11 protein-coding genes are annotated in these 19,314 nt (G+C 73.5%); 10 read left to right on the forward strand and 1 reads right to left on the reverse strand.

Annotated elements, in window-relative coordinates; all coding sequences use genetic code 11:
• Window positions 1–90 precede the first annotated feature (90 nt).
• Window positions 91–3,408, forward strand: a complete 3,318-nt coding sequence (locus tag ACF09K_RS27435; protein ID WP_392247655.1) for a right-handed parallel beta-helix repeat-containing protein — start codon at window positions 91–93, stop codon at window positions 3,406–3,408.
• Window positions 3,405–4,652: a S8 family serine peptidase gene (locus tag ACF09K_RS27440; protein ID WP_392247657.1), complete on the forward strand. Its 1,248-nt coding sequence runs from the start codon at window positions 3,405–3,407 to the stop codon at window positions 4,650–4,652. The genes ACF09K_RS27435 and ACF09K_RS27440 overlap by 4 nt, the downstream gene beginning before the upstream one ends.
• Before the next feature lie 120 nt (window positions 4,653–4,772).
• Here the strand turns inward: ACF09K_RS27440 and eccCa are convergent, their stop codons facing one another.
• Complete coding sequence (eccCa, locus tag ACF09K_RS27445) at window positions 4,773–8,846, reverse strand: type VII secretion protein EccCa (RefSeq protein ID WP_392247659.1); 4,074 nt, start codon at window positions 8,844–8,846, stop codon at window positions 4,773–4,775.
• Between the two features lie 407 nt (window positions 8,847–9,253).
• Between eccCa and eccD the strand changes: the two genes are divergently transcribed.
• From eccD to ACF09K_RS27485, 8 genes are all read left to right on the forward strand, one after another.
• Window positions 9,254–10,663 carry a type VII secretion integral membrane protein EccD gene (gene eccD, locus ACF09K_RS27450; protein WP_392247661.1) on the forward strand — a complete coding sequence of 470 codons (1,410 nt, stop codon included), beginning with the start codon at window positions 9,254–9,256 and terminating at the stop codon, window positions 10,661–10,663.
• A 41-nt stretch (window positions 10,664–10,704) separates the two neighbouring features.
• Window positions 10,705–12,333: a type VII secretion protein EccB gene (gene eccB / locus ACF09K_RS27455; protein WP_392247664.1), complete on the forward strand. Its 1,629-nt coding sequence runs from the start codon at window positions 10,705–10,707 to the stop codon at window positions 12,331–12,333.
• Window positions 12,334–12,915: 582 nt separating this feature from the next.
• Window positions 12,916–13,251, forward strand: coding sequence for a hypothetical protein (locus ACF09K_RS27460; RefSeq protein WP_392247666.1), 336 nt, complete (start codon window positions 12,916–12,918; stop codon window positions 13,249–13,251).
• A 91-nt stretch (window positions 13,252–13,342) separates the two neighbouring features.
• Window positions 13,343–13,651, forward strand: coding sequence for a WXG100 family type VII secretion target (locus ACF09K_RS27465; protein WP_392247668.1), 309 nt, complete (start codon window positions 13,343–13,345; stop codon window positions 13,649–13,651).
• A gap of 260 nt (window positions 13,652–13,911) precedes the next feature.
• Window positions 13,912–14,382 (forward strand): type VII secretion system-associated protein, encoded by a 471-nt coding sequence (locus ACF09K_RS27470; RefSeq protein ID WP_392247670.1) that lies wholly within the window; start codon window positions 13,912–13,914, stop codon window positions 14,380–14,382.
• A 127-nt stretch (window positions 14,383–14,509) separates the two neighbouring features.
• Window positions 14,510–18,154, forward strand: a complete 3,645-nt coding sequence (locus ACF09K_RS27475; RefSeq protein WP_392247672.1) for an AAWKG family protein — start codon at window positions 14,510–14,512, stop codon at window positions 18,152–18,154.
• A gap of 246 nt (window positions 18,155–18,400) precedes the next feature.
• Window positions 18,401–18,856, forward strand: coding sequence for a YbaB/EbfC family nucleoid-associated protein (locus tag ACF09K_RS27480; RefSeq protein WP_392247674.1), 456 nt, complete (start codon window positions 18,401–18,403; stop codon window positions 18,854–18,856).
• Between the two features lie 2 nt (window positions 18,857–18,858).
• The gene (locus tag ACF09K_RS27485) at window positions 18,859–19,236 is read left to right on the forward strand and encodes a hypothetical protein (RefSeq protein WP_392247676.1); all 378 of its coding nucleotides are present in this window, start codon (window positions 18,859–18,861) and stop codon (window positions 19,234–19,236) included.
• Window positions 19,237–19,314 lie beyond the last annotated feature (78 nt).

The raw sequence follows: 19,314 nt of genomic DNA on the forward strand, positions 1-19,314 counted from the left end.
GGGGCACGATGACACCGTCGGCTCGCCGACACGGCCCCCCGGACGGCGGGCCGCTCGCTGAAGACGCCCCCGCGGCAAGGAGGTTGGTGCGTGTCGCGCCAGGTACTGACGGTCGGTCCCGGAGACCGGGACCGCTACCGGACGATCGGTGAGGCACTCGCGGCGGCCCGCGCCGGCGCCCTCATCAGCGTCCGGCCCGGGACGTACGCCGAGAACCTGGTGATCCAGACCCGGGTCACCCTCACCGCCGCCGAGGGGCGGGGCACCGTGGAGATCCGGCCGCGCTCGGGCAGTGTGCTCGCGCTGCGCGCCGACGCCGTGATGCTGTCCGAGCTGACCCTGCGCGGCAGTGACGCCGAACTGCCGGCCGTGGACGTGCGGCGCGGGCAGGCCGCGTTCGACGGCTGCGAGGTCGTCGGCGCCGCCTGGACCGCGATGCTGGCCGGGGGCACCGGCTCCCTCGCGCTGCGGGACTGCCGGGTGAGCAACCCGCAGGGCGCGGGCATCGTGGTCACCTCGACCACACCCACCACCGTGGAGTCCTGCACCCTGGAGAACCTGGGCACCAGCGGCCTGGTCCTCGCCGAGCAGGGCGAGGCCCGCGTCCGCGGCTGCACGGTGCGCGACGCCCGCGGCAACGGCCTGCTCGCCAACGGCGAGGCCCGCGGCACGGTGGAGGACTGCGACATCTCCTCCACCGACAAGCCGTCCCTCGCCCTCGAGCAGAACTGCTCCCTGACGGTGGTCCGCACCGTGGTGCACGACACCAGCACCGGCGTGCACCTGAGCAGCACGGGCCGTACGACCCTGGAGGACGTCCGCGTCACCGGAGCGTCGGGGAACGGGATCGCGCTGGCCTCCGGCACCGCCCCGGTGCTGCGCCGCTGCCGGGTCTCCCGCACCCGCGGGCACGGCATCCTGGTCACCGACCGGGCGCGCGGCACCTTCGAGGACTGCTGGGTGGACGGCGCGCAGGGCGCGGGGCTGCGGGTCGCCGGGGCCGCCTCCCCGGCGCTGACCGGCCTGACGGTCCGCGACTGCGAGCACGACGGACTGCTCCTGGAGGAGGGCTCGGCGCCGGAACTGGACCGCCTGGAGGTGATCGGCGGCTCGCCCGCCGTCACCGTGCGCGGCGGCGCCAACCCGCTGCTGCGCCGGGCCCGGCTGGTCGAGCCGTCCGGCGACGGCATCCTGGCGACCGCCGACGCCCGCGGCCGCGCCGAGGACTGCGAGATCGTCCGGCCCGGGGGCACGGGCGTGCACGTGGCCTCCGGCGGCAGCCTCTACCTGGCCGGCGGCGGGGTCTCCGAGGCCGTCGTCGGCGGTCTGGTCGTGGGGGACGGCGGCAGCGCCACCGTCCGCGACTTCCGCGTCGAGAGGTGCGGCGAGGACGGCGTGGCGGTCGCCGCGGGCGGCGAACTGACCGCCAGCCGCACCGTGGCGCACGCCGCCGGGGGCCACGGCTTCCTGCTGCGCGAGGGCGCCCTCGCCTCCCTCAACGGCTGCGAGGCCACCGGCGGCGCCCAGGACGGCTTCCGGGTCGAGTCCACCGCGCCGGTCTCCCTCGTGAACTGCCTCGCCCGGGAGAACGAGGGCGGCGGCCTGGTGCAGACCGTGCCCGGCGAACGGCTCGCCGTGGACGGCCTGAAGAGCACCGGCAACGGCAAACGGGACGCCTGGGGCACCGGCAGCGCCGAGAACACCGACCCCGCCGGCTCGGGCGCCGCGGACGGGCCCGCGCCGGACCGCGCGGACGGCCCGCTCGGCGCCCTCAACGCGCTGATCGGCCTGGAGAACGTCAAACAGCAGGTGCGCACCCTGGTCAACCTGACCCAGCTCGCCCAGCGCCGCGAACAACTCGGCATGTCCGCACCGCCGATGAGCCGGCACCTGATCTTTGCCGGCCCGCCCGGCACCGGCAAGACCACCGTCGCCCGCCTCTACGGGTCGATCCTCGCCGAACTGGGCTCGCTGCGCAGCGGGCACCTGGTGGAGGTCTCCCGCGCCGACCTGGTCGCCCAGGTCGTCGGCGGCACCGCGATCAAGACCAGCGAGACCTTCCAACGGGCCCTCGGCGGCGTTCTGTTCATCGATGAGGCGTACACGCTCACCGCCGACAGCGGCAACGGCGGCGCCGACTTCGGCCGCGAGGCGGTGGACACCCTGCTGAAACTGATGGAGGACCACCGCGACGACGTGGTGGTGGTCGCGGCCGGCTACTCCCGCGAGATGGAGTCCTTCCTCGGCTCCAACCCCGGTCTGGCGTCCCGCTTCTCACGCACCGTCGAGTTCGAGAACTACTCGGTGCCCGAACTGGTCGCGATCATGGAGAACATGTGCGCCCAGCACCAGTACGAACTGGGCGAGGGCACCGCGGAGGCGCTGGCCGCGCACTTCGGGGCGATGCCGCGGGACGCCGGCTTCGGCAACGGGCGTGCCGCGCGCGGGGTGTTCGAGGAGATGGTGGACCGGCAGGCGGTCCGGCTCGCCGCCCAGGCGCAGGTCGGCGAGCGCGACCTGCGGCTGCTGCTGCCGGAGGACGTCTCGCCCACCGCCGCCGCGGAGGCGGCCGGCGCCGCCGCCCCGGACGACGACCCGCTCACCCGCCTCGGCGACATGATCGGCCTGGCCGAGGCCAAGCGCGACGTCGCGGACCTGGTCAACCTCATCACCACCGCCCGCCACCGGGCCGCCGCCGGGCTGCCGGTGCCCTCGCTCAGCCACCACCTGGTCTTCACCGGCCCGCCCGGCACCGGCAAGACCACCGTCGCCCGCCTCTACGGGCAGATCCTGACCCGGCTCGGCATCCTCGAGCGGGGCCAGCTGGTCGAGGCGGCCCGCGCCGACCTGGTCGGCCGCTACATCGGCCACACCGCCCAGCTCACCCGCGAGGTCTTCCAACGGGCCCTGGGAGGCGTGCTGTTCATCGACGAGGCGTACACCCTCACCCCGCCCGGCGGCGGCGCCGACTTCGGCCAGGAGGCGGTGGACACCCTGCTGAAGCTGATGGAGGACCACCGCGACGAGGTGGTCGTCATCGTCGCCGGCTACCCGGACGAGATGGAGCGCTTCCTCGGCTCCAACCCGGGCCTGTCCTCCCGCTTCCCGCGCCGGATCGCCTTCGCCGACTACTCCTCCGAGGAACTGGTCACCATCGTGCGCTCCCAGGCCGCGAGCATGGGCTACGAGTGCGGACCCGGCACCGGCCCCCTGCTCAAGGAGTACTTCGACGCGCTGCCCCGGGACCGCTCCTTCGGCAACGCCCGCCTGGCCCGCCAGGTGGTCGAGTCGATGGTCACCCGCCAGGCGGGACGGCTCAGCTCGCTGGCCGCGCCCACCCTGGACGACCTGCGCGTCCTGCTCCCCGCGGACGTGGCCGTCACCGCGCCGGGGACGGCTCCCCGATGAGGCGGCCCGCCCGCGGGGCCGCCCGCCTGCTGTCCGGCGCCGGCCTCGCCGCCGCCCTGCTGCTGCCCGCCGCCGTTCCGGCGTCCGCGGCGCCCCCGGCGGGCCCGCCGGCGGCTGACGGCGGCAAGGGCCAGCGACTGCCCGGCATGCCCTCCGCGTTCGCCGCGGACGACGAGGACGCGCCCTGCACGCCCGCCTCCGGCGAGAAGGCGAAGAAGCAGGACTGGTCGCGCCAGCGCCTCGACCTGGACCGGCTGCACCGGCACGGCACCGGGGCCGGCGTGACCGTCGCACTGATCGACACCGGGGTCACCACCGGCGCCGCCGGACTCGACGGCCGGGTCCTGGCCGAGGGCGCCGCCGCCGACGACTGCGTCGGGCACGGCACGTTCCTGGCCGGACTGATCGCCGGGACCGGCGGGGGCACCCCCGGCCTGGCCGGGGTCGCCCCGGGCGCGAGGATCCTCGCCCTGCGGGGCACCGACGCGCGCGGCAGGGCCGACGCCGGCCTGGTCGTCCGGGCGCTGCGCGAGGCGACCGAGGCGCGGGCGGGGGTGATCGCGGTCGCGGTCGCCCTGCCCCGCCGCGACGCGGCGCTGACCCGAGCGGTCGCCGAGGCCCGCCGCGCGGGCGCGGTGGTGGTCGCCGCGGCCACCCCGGACCCGCCGTCCCGGGGCGGCGGCGACGACGTCCCGTCCCGCACCTACTGGCCGGCCGGCGAACCCGGAGTCCTGTCCGTCGCCGACATGCTGCCCGGCGGCACCCGGCCCGAGGGCGCCCTGCCCACCGACGGCATCGACCTGGCCGCCCCCGGCGCCGGAGTGGTCTCCGGCGGCCCGCGCGGCAAGGGCCACTACCTGGGCGGCGGCGCCTCGGTGGCCACCGCCTACACCGCCGGGGCCGCCGCGGTGGTCCGCGCCGCCCACCCCGACGACTCGGCCGACGCCGTCACCCGCCGCCTCACCGCCACCGCCTACCCGGCGGACATCCCCCAGCTGGACCCCTACGCCGCCGTCACCACGGTCCTCGGCGACGCCGCCGCGCCCGCCGGCGCCGCACCGGCCGCGGACCCCGTGACGGTCCGCGACACCGCCTCCGCGGACCGCGCCACCAGCCGCGCCGGCCTGCTGGTCCTCCTCGGCTCCGCCGCCGTCCTCGCCGTCCTCTGGGCGGGCTTCACCCTCTCCCGGGCCCGCGCCCGCGGCTGGCGCCCGGCCGGGGCGGGCCCGACGGCACGGGAGTGAGCAGGACCTCTCACGAACGCGCGGGCCGGTAGGGGCCGCTTCCGAGCGGCCCCTACCGGCCCGCGCGTTCGTGTCGTTCCCTCCTCGCGGCCGCGGCGGCCGGTGGCCGCCGCGGTCCGGTTACTGCGTGCTCTCCTCCACCAGCGCCGTCTGCATCAGCCGTGCCCGGCGGCGGGCGATGTGCTGGGCGCGGCCGGGCGGGAGGTTGAGCGGTTTCGTGTTGCCGAAGAGCTGGCCCTCCGTGGGCGGGCAGGAGAGCAGGACGGCGGGGTTGTTCGCCTCGTCCAGGCGGCGGACGAGGGCGTCGCCGAGGCCGCGGCCCGCGCCCATCGCGCTGCGGGCGACGACCAGGTGCAGGCCCATCTCGAAGCCGAGGGTCAGATTCTCGAAGAGCGGCTCGAAGGGGCTCTGGAAGGAGTTGCCGCCGGACACCATGTCGTAGTCGTCGACCAGGACGAACAGCCGCGGGCCGGTCCACCAGTCGCACCGGCGCATGCGGGCGGGCGCGATGTCCGCGCCGGGGACGCGGGTCTTCATCGCGCGGGCCGCCCCTTCGATGGTCTCCCTGAGGTTGTCCAGGGAGATCACGTGCCCGATGCGGTACTCCTCGGGGACGGCGTCCACCAGCGTGCGGCGGTAGTCCACGACGATGATCTTCGCCTCGTCGGGGGCGTAGTGGGCGGTGATGCCCCGGGTGACGCGGCGCAGCAGGTTGGTCTTGCCGCTCTCGGTGTCGCCGACCACGATCAGGTGCGGGGTGCGGCTGAAGTCGTGCCAGACCGGCTCCAGGGCGTCCTGGTCGATGCCGAGCGGCAGCCGCATGCCGCCCCCCTCGGTGCCCTCGGGCGCGGGGAGCTCGGAGAGCGGGAGCCGGTGCGGCAGCATCCGGATCCGCGGGGCCGGCGCGCCCGGCCAGTGCCGCGCCACCTCGGCGACCAGGTGGGCGACACCGTCGCCGAGGTCGTCGAGGGATCCGCTGCCGTCCAGGCGGGGCAGGCCGGCGAGGAAGTGCATCTTGCTGTCGGAGGTGATGCCCCGGCCGCCGGTGCGCGGCACCGAACGGGCCTTGCGGGTGTCGATCTCGGAGTCCATCGGGTCGCCCATCCGCAGTTCCAGGCGGGTGGCCGCCTGGTCGCGGACCTGGGCGGACAGCTCCACCCAGCGAGTGGTGGTGACGATCAGGTGGATGCCGTAGTTCAGGCCGCGGGCGGCGATCTCGTTGAACTTGGGGACCAGGTCGTCGTAGTCCTGGCGGACCGTGGACCAGCCGTCGACCACCAGGAAGACGTCGCCGAAGGGCTCGTCGGGGAACTCCCCGGCGGCCCGGCGGCGGCGGTAGGACTGCATGGAGTCCAGGGTGTGGTCGACGAAGAACTGCTCGCGGCGGGCGAGCAGCGTCATCACCTCGGCGACGGCCCGGTGCACCCGCTCCGGGTTGAGCCGCGGCGCGACACCGCCCACGTGGGGGAGCGCGGCGAGCTGGGAGAGGCCGCCGCCACCGAAGTCGAGACAGTAGAACTGGACCTCGGCGGGGGTGTGGGTGAGGGCGAGGGCGGCGATCAGCGTGCGGGCGAGGGTGGACTTGCCGCTCTGCGAGCCGCCCGCGACGGCGACGTGGCCGCCCGCTCCGGACAGGTCCACGACCAGCGGGTCGCGGCGCTGCTCGAAGGGTCTGTCCACCAGTCCGACCGGGACCCGCAGCCGGCCGGTCCCGGACCAGCCGACCGCGCCGAGGCCGCGCTCGGGATCGGGGGCGATGCCGGGCAGCAGGGCGTCGAGCGGGAAGGGCTCGTCCAGCGGCGGCAGCCACACCTGGTGGGCCGGGGGCCCGGAGTCGCGCAGCCGGTCGAGGGCCACGTCGAGGAGCGTCTCCTCCTCGTCCCCCTCCCCGGCCGCCTCGGTCTCCGGTTCCGGCTCCGGCGCGGCCTCCAAGGTGCGGGGCACCACCCAGCCGCTGGTCCAGGGCACCACCTGGCTGGCCACCCGGGCCTGCACCACCGCGCCGGTGCGGCGCCGGTAGGTGCCCGAGGAGTAGGCGGCCCGGAACCGGGTCAGGGACTCCACCCCGGACTTCAGGTAGCCGCTGCCGGGCTGGGCGGGAAGTTCGTAGGCGTCCGGCACGCCGAGCACGCCGCGGCTCTCCATGGCGGAGAAGGTGCGCAGGCCGACGCGGTACGACAGGTGGCTCTCCAACTGGTGCATACGGCCCTCGTCCAGGCGCTGCGAGGCGAGCAGCAGGTGGACCCCCAGGGAGCGGCCGAGCCGGCCGATCATCACGAACAGGTCCATGAACTCCCGGTGCGTGGAGAGCAGTTCGCTGAACTCGTCGACCACCACGAACAGGCTGGGCAGCGGGGTGAGGGCCGTACCGGCGGCGCGCGCCCGCTCGTACTCCAGGGCGGAGGTGTAGTTGCCGGCGGAGCGCAGCAGTTCCTGGCGGCGGATGAGTTCGCCGTGCAGCGCGTCCTGCATGCGCTCCACCAGGGCGACCTCGTCGGCGAGGTTGGTGATGACGGCGGACGTGTGCGGCAGTTCCTCCAGGCCGAGGAAGGTGGCGCCGCCCTTGAAGTCGACCAGGACGAAGTTGAGGGTCTCGGAGGAGTTGGTCAGGGCGAGCCCGAGGACGAGAGTTCGCAGCAGTTCGCTCTTGCCGGAGCCGGTGGCGCCGATGAGCATGCCGTGCGGGCCCATGCCGCCCTGCGCGGACTCCTTGATGTCGAGTTCCACCGGGCGCCCATCCACGCCGACCGCGATCGGCACCCGCAGCCGCGCGGACCCGGTGTGCCGGTCGAAGAGGGTGCGCGGTTCGTGCCGGTGCAGGTCGGGGATGCCGAGCAGGGTGGTCAGTTCGACGTCGGTGTCCAGCGGCTGCGCGACGTCGGCGCCCAGGCTCATCCGGCGGGGGGCGAGCAGCCTGGCCAGTGACTCCGCGCCGAGCGGGCCGAGCCGGTCCGGGCTGCCGAGCGGCACGGAACGCTCCTTGCGGCTGCGGTCGGTGCGCACCAGGTTCACCCGCTCGGGCCCGACGGTCAGCCGCAGCGTGTTGCGGCCGGGCCGCCAGCGCAGCGCCCCGCCGACGTCGAGGACCACGGCGTTGCGGTAGCCGTGCCCCTCCCAGCGGTGGCCCTCGGGGACGGTGACGCCGTCCAGGACGACGACGGTGTAGGGCTCGTCGCGGCCGGGGCGGGCGTCCGGGTCGAAACCGGGGCGCTCGGCGAACTCGGCACCGAGCAGGTCGTCCAGCTCGGCGAGGTCGGCGGTGATCCGGCGGACCTTGCCGGCGCCGTCCTCCTCGTACGGGTGCAGCGCGTGCGGCAGCCACTTGGCCCACTCCCAGTCGGGCCGCCGCTCGTCGCCGACGCACAGGGCGATCCACAGCTCCTCGGGCGCGTGGAACACCGCGAGCTGCGCGAGCACGGCGCGCACCAGGGCGCGTACCGGCTCGGTGTCGGGGTCGCCGGCCGGGCCGCTCCCGGCGCCGCCGCCCGGCCCGGCCCGCTCCCCGACGGCCGCCTCCCCGGCGGAGGTCTCCTCGGCGCGCAGCAGGATCCGCGCCGAGGAGCGCAGGTAGAGGCCGAGGGGCTGCCCGGGGATGGTGGAGTAGGCGCGGATGAAGCGGCGCAGGGCGTGCGCGCAGAGCGGTTCGAGGTCCTCCACCGGGCGGGTGGAGACCGGGTTCAGGGTGAGGGCGAGCTGCTGCTCGCCGACGGCGAGCCGGACCTCGCCGAAGTCCTCGTCGGCGGGGCGGCGTTCCCACAACCGCGAGGTGCGGGCCAGGGAGCGCAGCGAGGCGGGCTCCGGGTGGCGCCAGGCGAGCGCCCGCTGCTGCTCCGTGATGGTGCTCCGGACCCGCTTGCGGGTCTGCGCCAGGTAGCGGAGGTAGTCGCGGCGTTCGCCCTTCAGGCGCTGCTTGCGCTCGCTGGAGCGACGCATCAGCTGCCCCAGCAGCATGGCGCCGGCGGAGAGTGCCATGACACCCATCGCCAGGTACATGAAGACGCCGTTCCCGCCGCCGGGGCGCAGGAACATCAGCATCATGGACACCGACATCAGGGCCATCGGCAGGTAGGTCCATATCGCCGACGTGTCCGGCACGGTCTCGGCCAGCACCGGCGGCTCCTGGAGGGTCAATTGGCCCTCGGGCATCTCGGGTCCGCGGCGACGGGCGGGCCGGCGGAACAGCACCACACTCAAGGAACGAAACCTCCGGTTTCACTGGCTTTCCGGCCCGCACCGGAATACCGGAGCAGCCGGCGGCGGGTAAGACCGCGCCGGTCTGATTCTCCGGAGTCCGCGTGACGCGGTGAACGCCGGCTGCATCTTTCGGGCGGATAGCGGGGAACGGCCGACTCCCGTGACGATCAACTCCATACGGACAGGGAGTCAGGTCCGCAGCACGATCCGGCGGGTGTAGGCAGTAGTCTGCATTCACGGAACACGACCTGTCCACGCGGGGCAGGTGTCGCCGGGCGCGCGCGGACCAATTCCGTTGTCCGGCCCCTCCGTTCCCGGCCCCTCCGGCCTTCCGTACGCTTCGCACGTCCCCCTCTGCCGAGGGAAGCCCCCAGCCAACGCCTCCACGCAAAAAGAGAGTTCAGCTGATGACCGACAGCGCGATGGCCGAACTGTGCCGCTTGACCGTACGTGCGCCGAGCGTCCGCGTCGATCTGGCCGTGCCCGCCGACGTGCCGGTCGCCGACCTCCTGCCCACGCTGCTGCGTTACGTCGGGGAGGAGGCCGAGGAGGCCGGACTCGACCATGCCGGCTGGGTCCTCCAGCGGCTCGGTGACCCCCCGCTCGACGAGGAGACCACCCTCGCCCGCGCCGGCCTCGCCGACGGCGCCGTGCTCCACCTGCGCCCGCACACCGAGGCGCTGCCCGAGGCCCGGCTGGACGACCTGGTGGACGGGATCGCCGACACCGCGGCCCGCCGACTGCACAACTGGAGCCCCGAGGCGGCCCGCGGAACGCTGGTGGGCGCCGCGGTGGCGACGCTGGCGGGCGCCCTCGCCCTGGTCCTGTGGCCCGGCGCGCTGCCCGGCTCCGGCTCCCTCCGGGTCGCCTGCGCGGCCGTCGTCGGACTGCTCGTGCTCGCGGGTGCGGGCTCGGCCAGCCGCGCGGTCGGCGACCGGCTCTCCGCGACCGCCCTCGGCCTGCTGGTCGCGCCCTGTCTGGCCCTGGCCGGCTGGCTGCTGCCCGGCGGCGACCTGAGCGGCCCCGACGCGGCGCAGGTCGCGGGCGCCCGGCTGCTCGCCGCGGGCGCGGCCGGCGCGGGCGGCGCGGTCCTCGCACTCGCCGCCACGGCGGTCGGCGCCCCGGCGCTGCTGGCCACGGCGGTGGTCTCCCTGGCCGCCGCCGTCGCCGGGGCGCTGATGGGTTACACCGCCCTCGACGCGTCGGCCGCGATGGCGCTGGTGGCGACGGTCGTCGCCCTCGGCGCCGGGGCGGTGGCGCCGTTCGCCTTCAAGCTGGCCGGGATGCGGATGCCGGCGCTGCCGTCCTCCGCCGGCCAGCTCCAGGAGGGCATCGAGCCCTACGCCGGTGACGACGTCGCCGAACGCACCGAGCTGGCCGGCCGCTGGGTCACCGCGCTCTTCGCCGCCACCGGCGTCGTCGCCGCGGCCGCCCTGGTCGTCCTCGCCGAGCGCCCGGACCTGCCCGAGGTGCTGACCGCCCTCGCGCTGAGCCTGCTGCTGCTCCTGCACGCCCGCGGCCTGGTGCACATCGGGCAGCGGCTGACCCTGGCCGTGCCCGGCGTCTGCGGACTGCTGCTGCTCGCCCGCGCGTGGGCGGTCGACCAGCACGGCGAGGGACGGCTGGTCGTCCTCGCGGTGCTGCTCGCCGCGGCGGCCGCGCTGGTGATCGCCGCCTGGACGGTGCCCGGCCGCCGCATGCTGCCGTACTGGGGCCGTGCCGCGGAACTGGCGCACACCGGCCTGGCGGTGGCGCTGCTGCCGCTCAGCGTCTGGGTGGCGGGCCTCTTCGGCTGGCTGCGCGGCCTGTTCGGCTGAGCGCCGGCACCGGGACACCGAGAACGAGTTGAGGAGAGGCTGTGCAGTCCAAACGCGACCAGGTACACGCCCACGGTTTCATGATGGGCAGGCTCAGCTCGGGCCTGCTGATGGCCGACCCGGACGCCCCGGAGAGCCCGCTCGGGCGCACCACCCGCGGCGTGGTCTTCGGCGTCCTGGTCACCGTCCTGATCGGCGCGGTCGCCACCGTCTACGGCCTGCTGCGCCCCGGCGGGAACGACGGCTGGCGCGACGGTGAGCACCTGGTGGTCAACCGTGACACCGGCGCCCGGTACCTGTGGACCGGCACCGACGGCGTACTGCACCCGGTGCGCAACTACGCCTCGGCGCGGCTGATCGGCGGCTCCGACCTGCCGACCGCGGACGTCCGCACCCCTTCCCTGCGGGACGTCCCGGTGGGCGCCCCGGTGGGCATCCCCGGTGCGCCGGACGCCGTGCCCGCGCCCGGCAGCCTCGACGACGGGGCCTGGCACCTGTGCGTCACCGGGCCGGAGGGGGCGCTGCCGGACACCTCGGGCGCCGTGGCGGACACCGGCGTGGACGAACCGGGGACCACCACCGTGGTGGCCGGGGCGCCCCTGGACTCCGACGGCATCGGCGGCGACCGCGGCGTGCTGGTGAGCGGGCCGGACGGCACCGAGTACCTGGTGTGGCGGGGCAGCAGACTGCCGCTGGACCGCGCCTCCGACGCCCGCAACGCCCTCGGCTACGGCTCCCAGCGGCCGATGCCGGTCTCGGCCGCCTTCCTCGACGCGCTGGCGCCCGGCCCCGCCCTGAGCCCGCCCGCGGTGCCGGGACGCGGCGACAAGGGCCCGGTGCTCGGCGGCGAGGCCAGCCGGATCGGCCAGCTGTTCGAGGTCAGCGTGCCCGGTGGCGACAGTACCTACCACCTGCTCCGCGAGGACGGGCTGGTGCCGCTGACCCGGCTCGGCGCCGCCCTGGTGCTGGGCGACCCGGCCACCCAGAAGGACGCCTACCAGGGGCGGTCGCCCGAGGTGCGCACGCTCGGCGCGGACGCGCTGCGCGAACACCGGGCGAAGGACTCCGCCACCCCCGGGTCCGCGGAACTGCCGGACGCGCCGCCCCTGCCGCAGTCCGCGCCCCGCGGCACCGCGCTCTGCGCGCAGGTGGACGGCGACGACGGCGGCGCCCGGATCAGCTCGGTGCTCGTCCCGCTGACCCGGCTCGCCCCGGTCGCGGTGTCGACGGGCACCGACGAGCCCCTGGAGGCGGCCTGCGTCCCGACGGACGCCACGGTGGTGCGGCCGGGCCGCGGGGCCCTCATCCGGGCCCTGAACGCCAGCGGCGCCGCGCACGCCGGGACCACCTACCTGGTGGCGGAGAACGGCGTGAAGTACCGGATCCCCGGCAAGAACGCGCTGGCGGCACTCGGCTACGGGGCCACCGACATCGACTCGGTCCCGGCACCGCTCCTCGCGGCCCTCCCGACCGGCGCGGACCTCGACCCGGCCGCCGCCACGGGCGCCGTGGAACCCAGGGTCACCGCTCCGAAGTGCGGTGCCGGCGACCGCCCGGAGCAGCGCGGGAAGGGCGACGAGCCGGACCGGGGGGAGCCGGCGGGCACCGAGGGGGCCGAGGGCGCGGAAGCCGCAGAGGGCACGGAGAGGACCACGACGCAAGGGACGTGACGGACGCGGTGAACGCGGTCGACGTGACGGACGTGGTGAACGCGGCGGATGCCGGGGCGCCACCGGCATCACGGACGCCGCGGACAGGGCGCGCACAACCGACACCGCACACCGGTCGCGGCAAGCACCGCACAGGGCGGCGGAGAAAAGCCCGGCGGGAAAGACATGATCCGAACTCGCCCCCGGTGGGGGGAAGTCGACGAGGTCGGCCGAGTCGCCACGGTCCGGGCGCGAGGGCGAACCTCAGAAAAAGCTCAGATTTTCCGGTCGGACGCCGCCGGGGGAAACCCGTGAACGCCCGTCCTTTGTCACGGAAACGGTCCTCCTGGATGCCCGTGGCGCTTCTCCGGGTGACCGTTCTCCGCCCGTACCGCCCTGTTTCGCGGGCGATTCCCGCCTCGTCGACCGGGGCGGGAGCGGGACGTCTTCACTTTCCCGAAACTTACGGACAACTTGCGTGAGCGATAAGCAATCTGACCGATCCTCAAATCTTCCTGAGCCACGTTGCGCGGAACCCTCGCTTCTCCTTAGCCTCAGCGGACAACGGTGCGACGAGACGTGCTCGAACGAAGGGAACGCGACATGGCGGACAGTGCCGCGAGGAAAGCGGACTATGCCAAGGGCTTGGGCGGTGTCTCCTCTCTGGAGTCGGCCCGGTCCCAGGTCGAGAGGATCCAGAACAACGTCGCCGAGATCGCTGCGCGCTCGGGCGTCGGCGGCGACGAGGGCCAGGCCCTGCTGAAGCTGTTCCGCAGCTGGAACGCCGAGGCGCAGAAGGTCGTCATCCAGATCAGCAAGATGGTCGACGCCCTCCAGGAGAACGTGACCTCCGCCAACCGTCTGGCGAAGGAGAACCAGGACCTCACCGAGATCCTCAACAGCAAGACCAGCCAGGGCGTCTTCGAAGCACTGCGCTGACCCACCCCCCGTGCCGCACCGGCCCCCCTCGGCGGGGCCGGACCACGAGAGCTTCCCGGGCCCGAGGCCCGGTCACCGAAGAGGAGACGTCATGGCCGACGGCATCATCGACCTGCAGTACGCCACGGTCCGGCATGCCATCGAGGAGTTGATGGACCAGACCCAGCAGATCATCACCACCCTGAACACCCTGGAGGACGAGCTGAAGCCGCTCATCACCTCCTGGGAGGGTTCGGACCAGGAGATGTACCGCGGTGTCCAGGCGGAGTGGGACCAGGCCACCAAGAACATGGCCACGCTGCTCGGCGACAACGGTCAGCTGATCCAGATGATCCACGACAACCACTCCCGCGACGAGCGCGCGAGCGCCGAGAACTGGGGAAGCGTGCGGGCCCGCTAGGGTCTTTCGTCCGGACTCCGTGAGCCGGCGTGATCCGGACGGCGGGCCCCGCGGTCCCCGGTGCGGATCGGCCCGTCCCGGGGCCGCGGCGGAGGTCACGCCGTGGCACCGGGACGATCGAACGAGAGGCCCGGAGCCGACCGGGATCCTCCCTCCGTCCGCGTCGGAGGGAGGCCCGGCGACCGGGCCCCGTCCGGCGGCAGACGCCGGACCACCCCCTTCCCCGCCCCGTCCGGCACCAAGCGGCAGGAGAACGTCCCATGGCCGAGAAGGCCGATGTCACGCATTTCGACCTCAAGGAGATGGAGGACTTCCGCGACTTCGAGGTGGATCCGGTCTACAAGGCCGCGAAGAAGCGCCGCGAGGTGGGCGACGAGTCCGCCGGCATCCGGCCGCTCGGCCAGCTCATCGACGGGCACACCACCCCGGGCAACCTCGACCAGAAACAGCAGCTGCTGCGCATCGGCAAGATGGTCAGCGACCCCCTCGTCTCGGGACCGAGTCTGATCGCGGACATCCGCACCGCGGCCGAGGCCATCGACAAGCTGCTCGGTGATCAGATGAAGCTCTTCAAGGAGATGAAGGAGGCGCTCACCGAGACCATCGAGAAGGCCAACAAGACCAAGAACAAGAACCTGGACGCGATCGACGCGCAGACGCTGCTCCAGACCTTCGACGAGGTCGACGAACTCACCGCCGGCACCACCGGCAGCACGACCGAGGAAGACTGAGCCCGTAGCGTGCGGGCCGGCGGCAGCCGCGCCGGCCGGCACGCCCGCACGCGCACCACCCGGCCGCACCCCCGCACGAGGAGACGGTGCGCCGGCCAGGACGACAACCGACCAGAAAGGGCGCCCGGTGGCCGGTCAGTACGATCCCAACTCCGTCGCCAACGTCGACAAGTTCGACGACGCAGGCGACCCGTCGAGCGACACCTGGGCCACCTTGGTCACCCACATCACCGGCTATCCGGTGCCGGACCGCAAGACGATCTTCGACACGCTCCGGTCCGACCACGGCGGCAAGCTCTTCCGGATGGACATCAAGGAGCGCAGCCTCGGCCTGCTCGTCAAGGACTCCGGGTTCCTGACGAACAAGGGCGAGGACTACGACATCTGGTTCTTCGACGGCGGCAAGAAGCGGTCGATCATGCAGGCCAGGATCGTCTTCGAGGGCCGGGTGAAGGTCGATGACAAGGTCATCTTCGCCGACCCCAACACCGACGACGTCAACAACGCGCAGGTCCGCGAGGGCAACGAGTTCAAGGACTACCACGGGGACAAGTTCAGCACCATCCCGCTCGCCCGGTACATGAACGGGCCGCGGGCGGCGCTCATGGAGCTACTGGCAGCCGGTGCCTCCACGGAGAAAGCCCGGTTCAGCGATCTGGGTGTGCCCGCCGCCGACGTGGTGGACCTGAACTCCTTCGACACCACGGGTGAGTCCTTCGACTACGCCGCGCAGTTCTTCAAGAACCACGCGGTGGTGCTGAAGGACTGGGAGGACCGGTTCGGCCGGGACGACGCGAGCTGGAAGGGCGAGGCCGCAGAGGTCTTCCGCAGCCTGCTGACGAAGATCCGCGAGAACTACGACAGTTACGTCGAGACGTTCAACTCCTCGCCCACCGCCGCCGACGACACCACGACGACGACCGGCAGCACGGTGTACTCGCGTGCCCTCTCGCTGGGCCGCAAGTACCTGGAGGACTCCGCCAGGGAGCTGCTGAAGGCGTGGCTGGAGTGGGCCAAGTCCCCCTACTACGACCCGCACCGGGTGCTGCGCTACGTCCTGGACGACCTCGCCCAGTGGGTGGACACCCACAACATCGCCAACACGGAGATCACGTCGACCACCACCCGCTACGGCACGACCGTCAGGCACAGCCCGAAGACCGGCTTCACCCAGGTGCACCCCGAGTACGGCGACCTCACCGACATCGCGAACTGGGCGAAGGTGGGCGACAAGGCGGTCAAGATCTGGACCCAGGCCGTCGACGAGAAGCTGGGCAAGGCCGCCGCCACGGTGCAGTCCAACCTGAACAACCACTTCCTCGAACTCGGCGACGACTTCTCGGAGAACGTGCCCGAGCCGAAGTCGACCAGTACGGCCTCGCAGGACTACGAGGAGCGGAAACAGGAGGAGGAGAAGGAGGAGATCAAGCGGCAGAACGAGGAGAACCGCAAGTACCAGGACGAGCTGCGCGAGGAGCAGCGGCGCCAGCGCGAGGAGGACCGCAAGTACCAGGACGAGCTGCGCGAGGAGCAGAACCGGCAGCGCGAGGAGGACCGCAAGTACCAGGACGAGCTGCGCGAGGAGCAGAAGCGCGAGCAGGAGGAGGCCAAGCGCCTCCAGGACGAACTGCGCAACGAGCAGAACCAGCAGCGCGACGAGGACCGCAAGTACCAGGACGAACTGCGCGAGGAGCAGAAGCGCGAGCAGGAGGAGGCCAAGCGTGAGGCGGAGGAGCAGCGCAAGGCCGTGGAGCAGAGCCTCGGCGGTCTCAACGACCCGAACGCGCTCAACCAGCAGAGCCTCGGCAACCTCGACGACCTGCTGAACGGGAACAACCTGACCACCGAGAGCGGGGGCGACCTCGGCGGTACCGGCAACGGACCGGGCGGCGCGAACAACGCCGCCAACGACGTGATCAACCAGAACCTCGGCAGTCTCGGCAACCTCAACGGCGGGCTGGGCGGCGGGCTGGGCGGCTCCCTCAAGACCCCGACCGGCGGCCGGACCCAGTTCGACGACGGCAGGCTCACCACCGACTTCCCGGACGGCAGCAAGACGAGTTTCGACCCCGACACCGGGGTCCTCACGACGACCAACCCGGACGGTTCGACGACCACGACCGACCTGGGCGACGGCCTGAAGGTGACCAACCCGGACGGTTCGGTGACGTCGCTGGGCGACGACGGCAAGCTGACCACGACCTTCCCCGACGGCACCGTCCAGACCGTCGACCCGGCGACCGGCCAGACGGTCACCACCAAGCCCGACGGCACCACCACCACCGAGAACCTCGGCAGCCTGGACGGCCTCAACAGCGGTCTGCGGGACGGCGTGCTCGACACCCCGACCGGCGGCAGCACCGAGCTGACCAGCGGGGGTGACGTGATCACCGAGCTCCCGGACGGCAGCAAGACGAGTTTCGACCCCGACACCGGGGTCCTCACGACGACCAACCCGGACGGTTCGACGACCACGACCGACCTGGGCGACGGCCTGAAGGTGACCAACCCGGACGGTTCGGTGACGTCGCTGGGCGACGACGGCAAGCTGACCACGACCTTCCCCGACGGCACCGTCCAGACCGTCGACCCCGCGACCGGCCAGACGGTCACCAAGGACCCCGACGGCACCACCACCACCGAGAACCTCGGCAGCCTGGGCGGCCTCAACGGGCAGAACAGCCTGGGCAACCTCGGCGATCTGGGCGACCTCGGGAACCTCGGCGACATCAACACCGACCTGCCCACCGAGTCGAACGGCGATCTGGGCGACCTCGGAAACCTCAACGGCGGTGACCGGGCCGGCCTGGAGACCCCGACCGGCGGCCACACCGCGCTCGACGACGGCGACTTCACCACCACCTTCGCGAACGGCGGCAAGGCCACCTTCGACCCCGACACCGGGCTGCTCACCAGCACCCGCCCGGACGGCACCACCACGGTCACCGACCTCACCCACGGGGCCAAGGTGACCAACCCGGACGGCTCCACCACCGTCCTCGACAACGGCCGGCTGAACACGACCTTCCCCGACGGCAGCAAGCAGAGCATCGACCCGGAGACCGGCGTCGTCACCGTCACCGACCCGCAGGGCCACACCAGGACGGTGGACCTGCACGACCTCGACCCGATCAGGACCACCGGCGACTCCGACCTGTCGGACCTGCTCGACGGCCTCGGCGGGACGGGCGGCGGCGGCACCACCACCCGGGACCTCTCGCTCTCCGACCTGGGCCTGGGCGGCGGCGCCGGCTCCGCGGCGGGCGTCGGCGGCGGTTCCACGGGCATCGGCGGCGGCCTCTCCGGGACGGACTCGCTCCTCCAGGGCGGCGGCGCCACCGGCGGCGTCGCGCCCCTCTCGGACGGTGTCGCCGACAGCCTGGCCACCCCGCTCACCGCGGCCGCCACCCCCGGCGCACCGGGCGCCCCCGGCACCCCCGGTACGCCGGGCATGCCGATGGGCGGCATGGGCGCGGGCGGCATGGGCGGCGGCGCCGAGAAGGGCAACGGGGAGCGGGTGCGCGCCGTGCTGGTCGACGCGGCGGAGGAGAGCGAGCGGCGCAACCGCCGGCGGCGCAGCGCCTGGCACCGCCAGGAGGACAGCGACACCTTCCTGGCGCCGGCCTCGCGGGTGGCGACCACCGGCGGCGACGTCCCCGAGGAGGAGGCGGAGCCGGGCCGCAGGGCCACCAGTTCCGCCGACTACCTGGAGGAGGACGCGGACGTGTGGGGCACCGAGGAGGGCGGCACCCCGGCCGTCATCGGGCGGTGACCGCAGTGGCGGGTCCCCGCGGTCGCCGCGACGGTGCCGTACGGCCGCCGCGGCGGATCGGCTCCTGCCACCGGGCTGAGCGGGTACGGCCGCCCGGGGAGACGAATCCCACCCGGCCCCGGCTTCCCCAGCGGGGTCACCACCAGGCAAGATCGGCAGAGCAACTGACGAACCGGGTTCCGGGGCGGGCGACTTGACGTCGAGCCAGGACATTCGGGAGAACGACGCGGAAGGGACGGAACGGGCGTGACGGAACCGCTGGAGAAGCGCCTGGAGAAGGCGATGGCCGAACTCCAGGCCGCCCAGGAGGCGGTGGCACGCACCGAGCGTGAACTGCGGCAGGCGTCGTTCGCGGTGCTCTCCTCCGACCGGGCCGTCCGCGCCACCGTGGGCCCGCAGGGCGAGCTGACCGGGATCGAGTTCCTGGACAGCAAGTACCGCGACATGTCCCCCCAGGAACTGGCCGCCAGCGTCCTGGAGGCCGCCGGCGCGGCGCGCCTGAAGATGAACCGGCACGTCATGAAGGCGATGGCGCCCTTCACCGAGCCCAGCGCCCACGTGCCGGAACTGAAGGGCTTCGAGCTGGACTGGGAGCGGATCTTCGGCCCCGACGTGCTGCGGGAGGACGACGAGGACACGGCACGCGACGACCGGGCCACCCCCGCCTGGCGGGACGCCCTCGGCGACGACGGGGAGGACTGACCATGGGTGAGCGGTACTACGTCGACCCGCAGCGCATCGAGTCCCTGGCACGGCAGTTGGAGGAGATCGGCCAGCTGGCCAGGGACGTGACCGAGGAGTTCCTCGACGAACTGGCACCCACGGTCTCGTGGCCCGGCACCTCGGGCGAGTTCGCCGAGAAGGCCAAGCCGCAGGAGCAGAAGGAGCGGCAGACCACCAAGGAGACCATGATGGCCATCCGTGACGCGCTGGTGGGGATCACCGACGCCACGGTCAGCCAGGTCCGGATGATGAAGGACACCCGCGACCGCCACCTCGAGGACATCGAGCGGATCGACAACCGCATCAACACCGACGGGCTCGGCGGCGACGGCGGCTCGTCCGGGCATGGCCGCCGCTGACCCGCGCCCCGCAGGCCGCTCCCGCACCACGCCGGGAGCGGCCGCCCCGTCCTGCCCGCGCGACCTCGGGGACGGCCC

It is taken from the genome of Streptomyces sp. NPDC014882 (assembly GCF_043081325.1).
Taxonomy (GTDB): Bacteria; Actinomycetota; Actinomycetes; order Streptomycetales; family Streptomycetaceae; genus Streptomyces.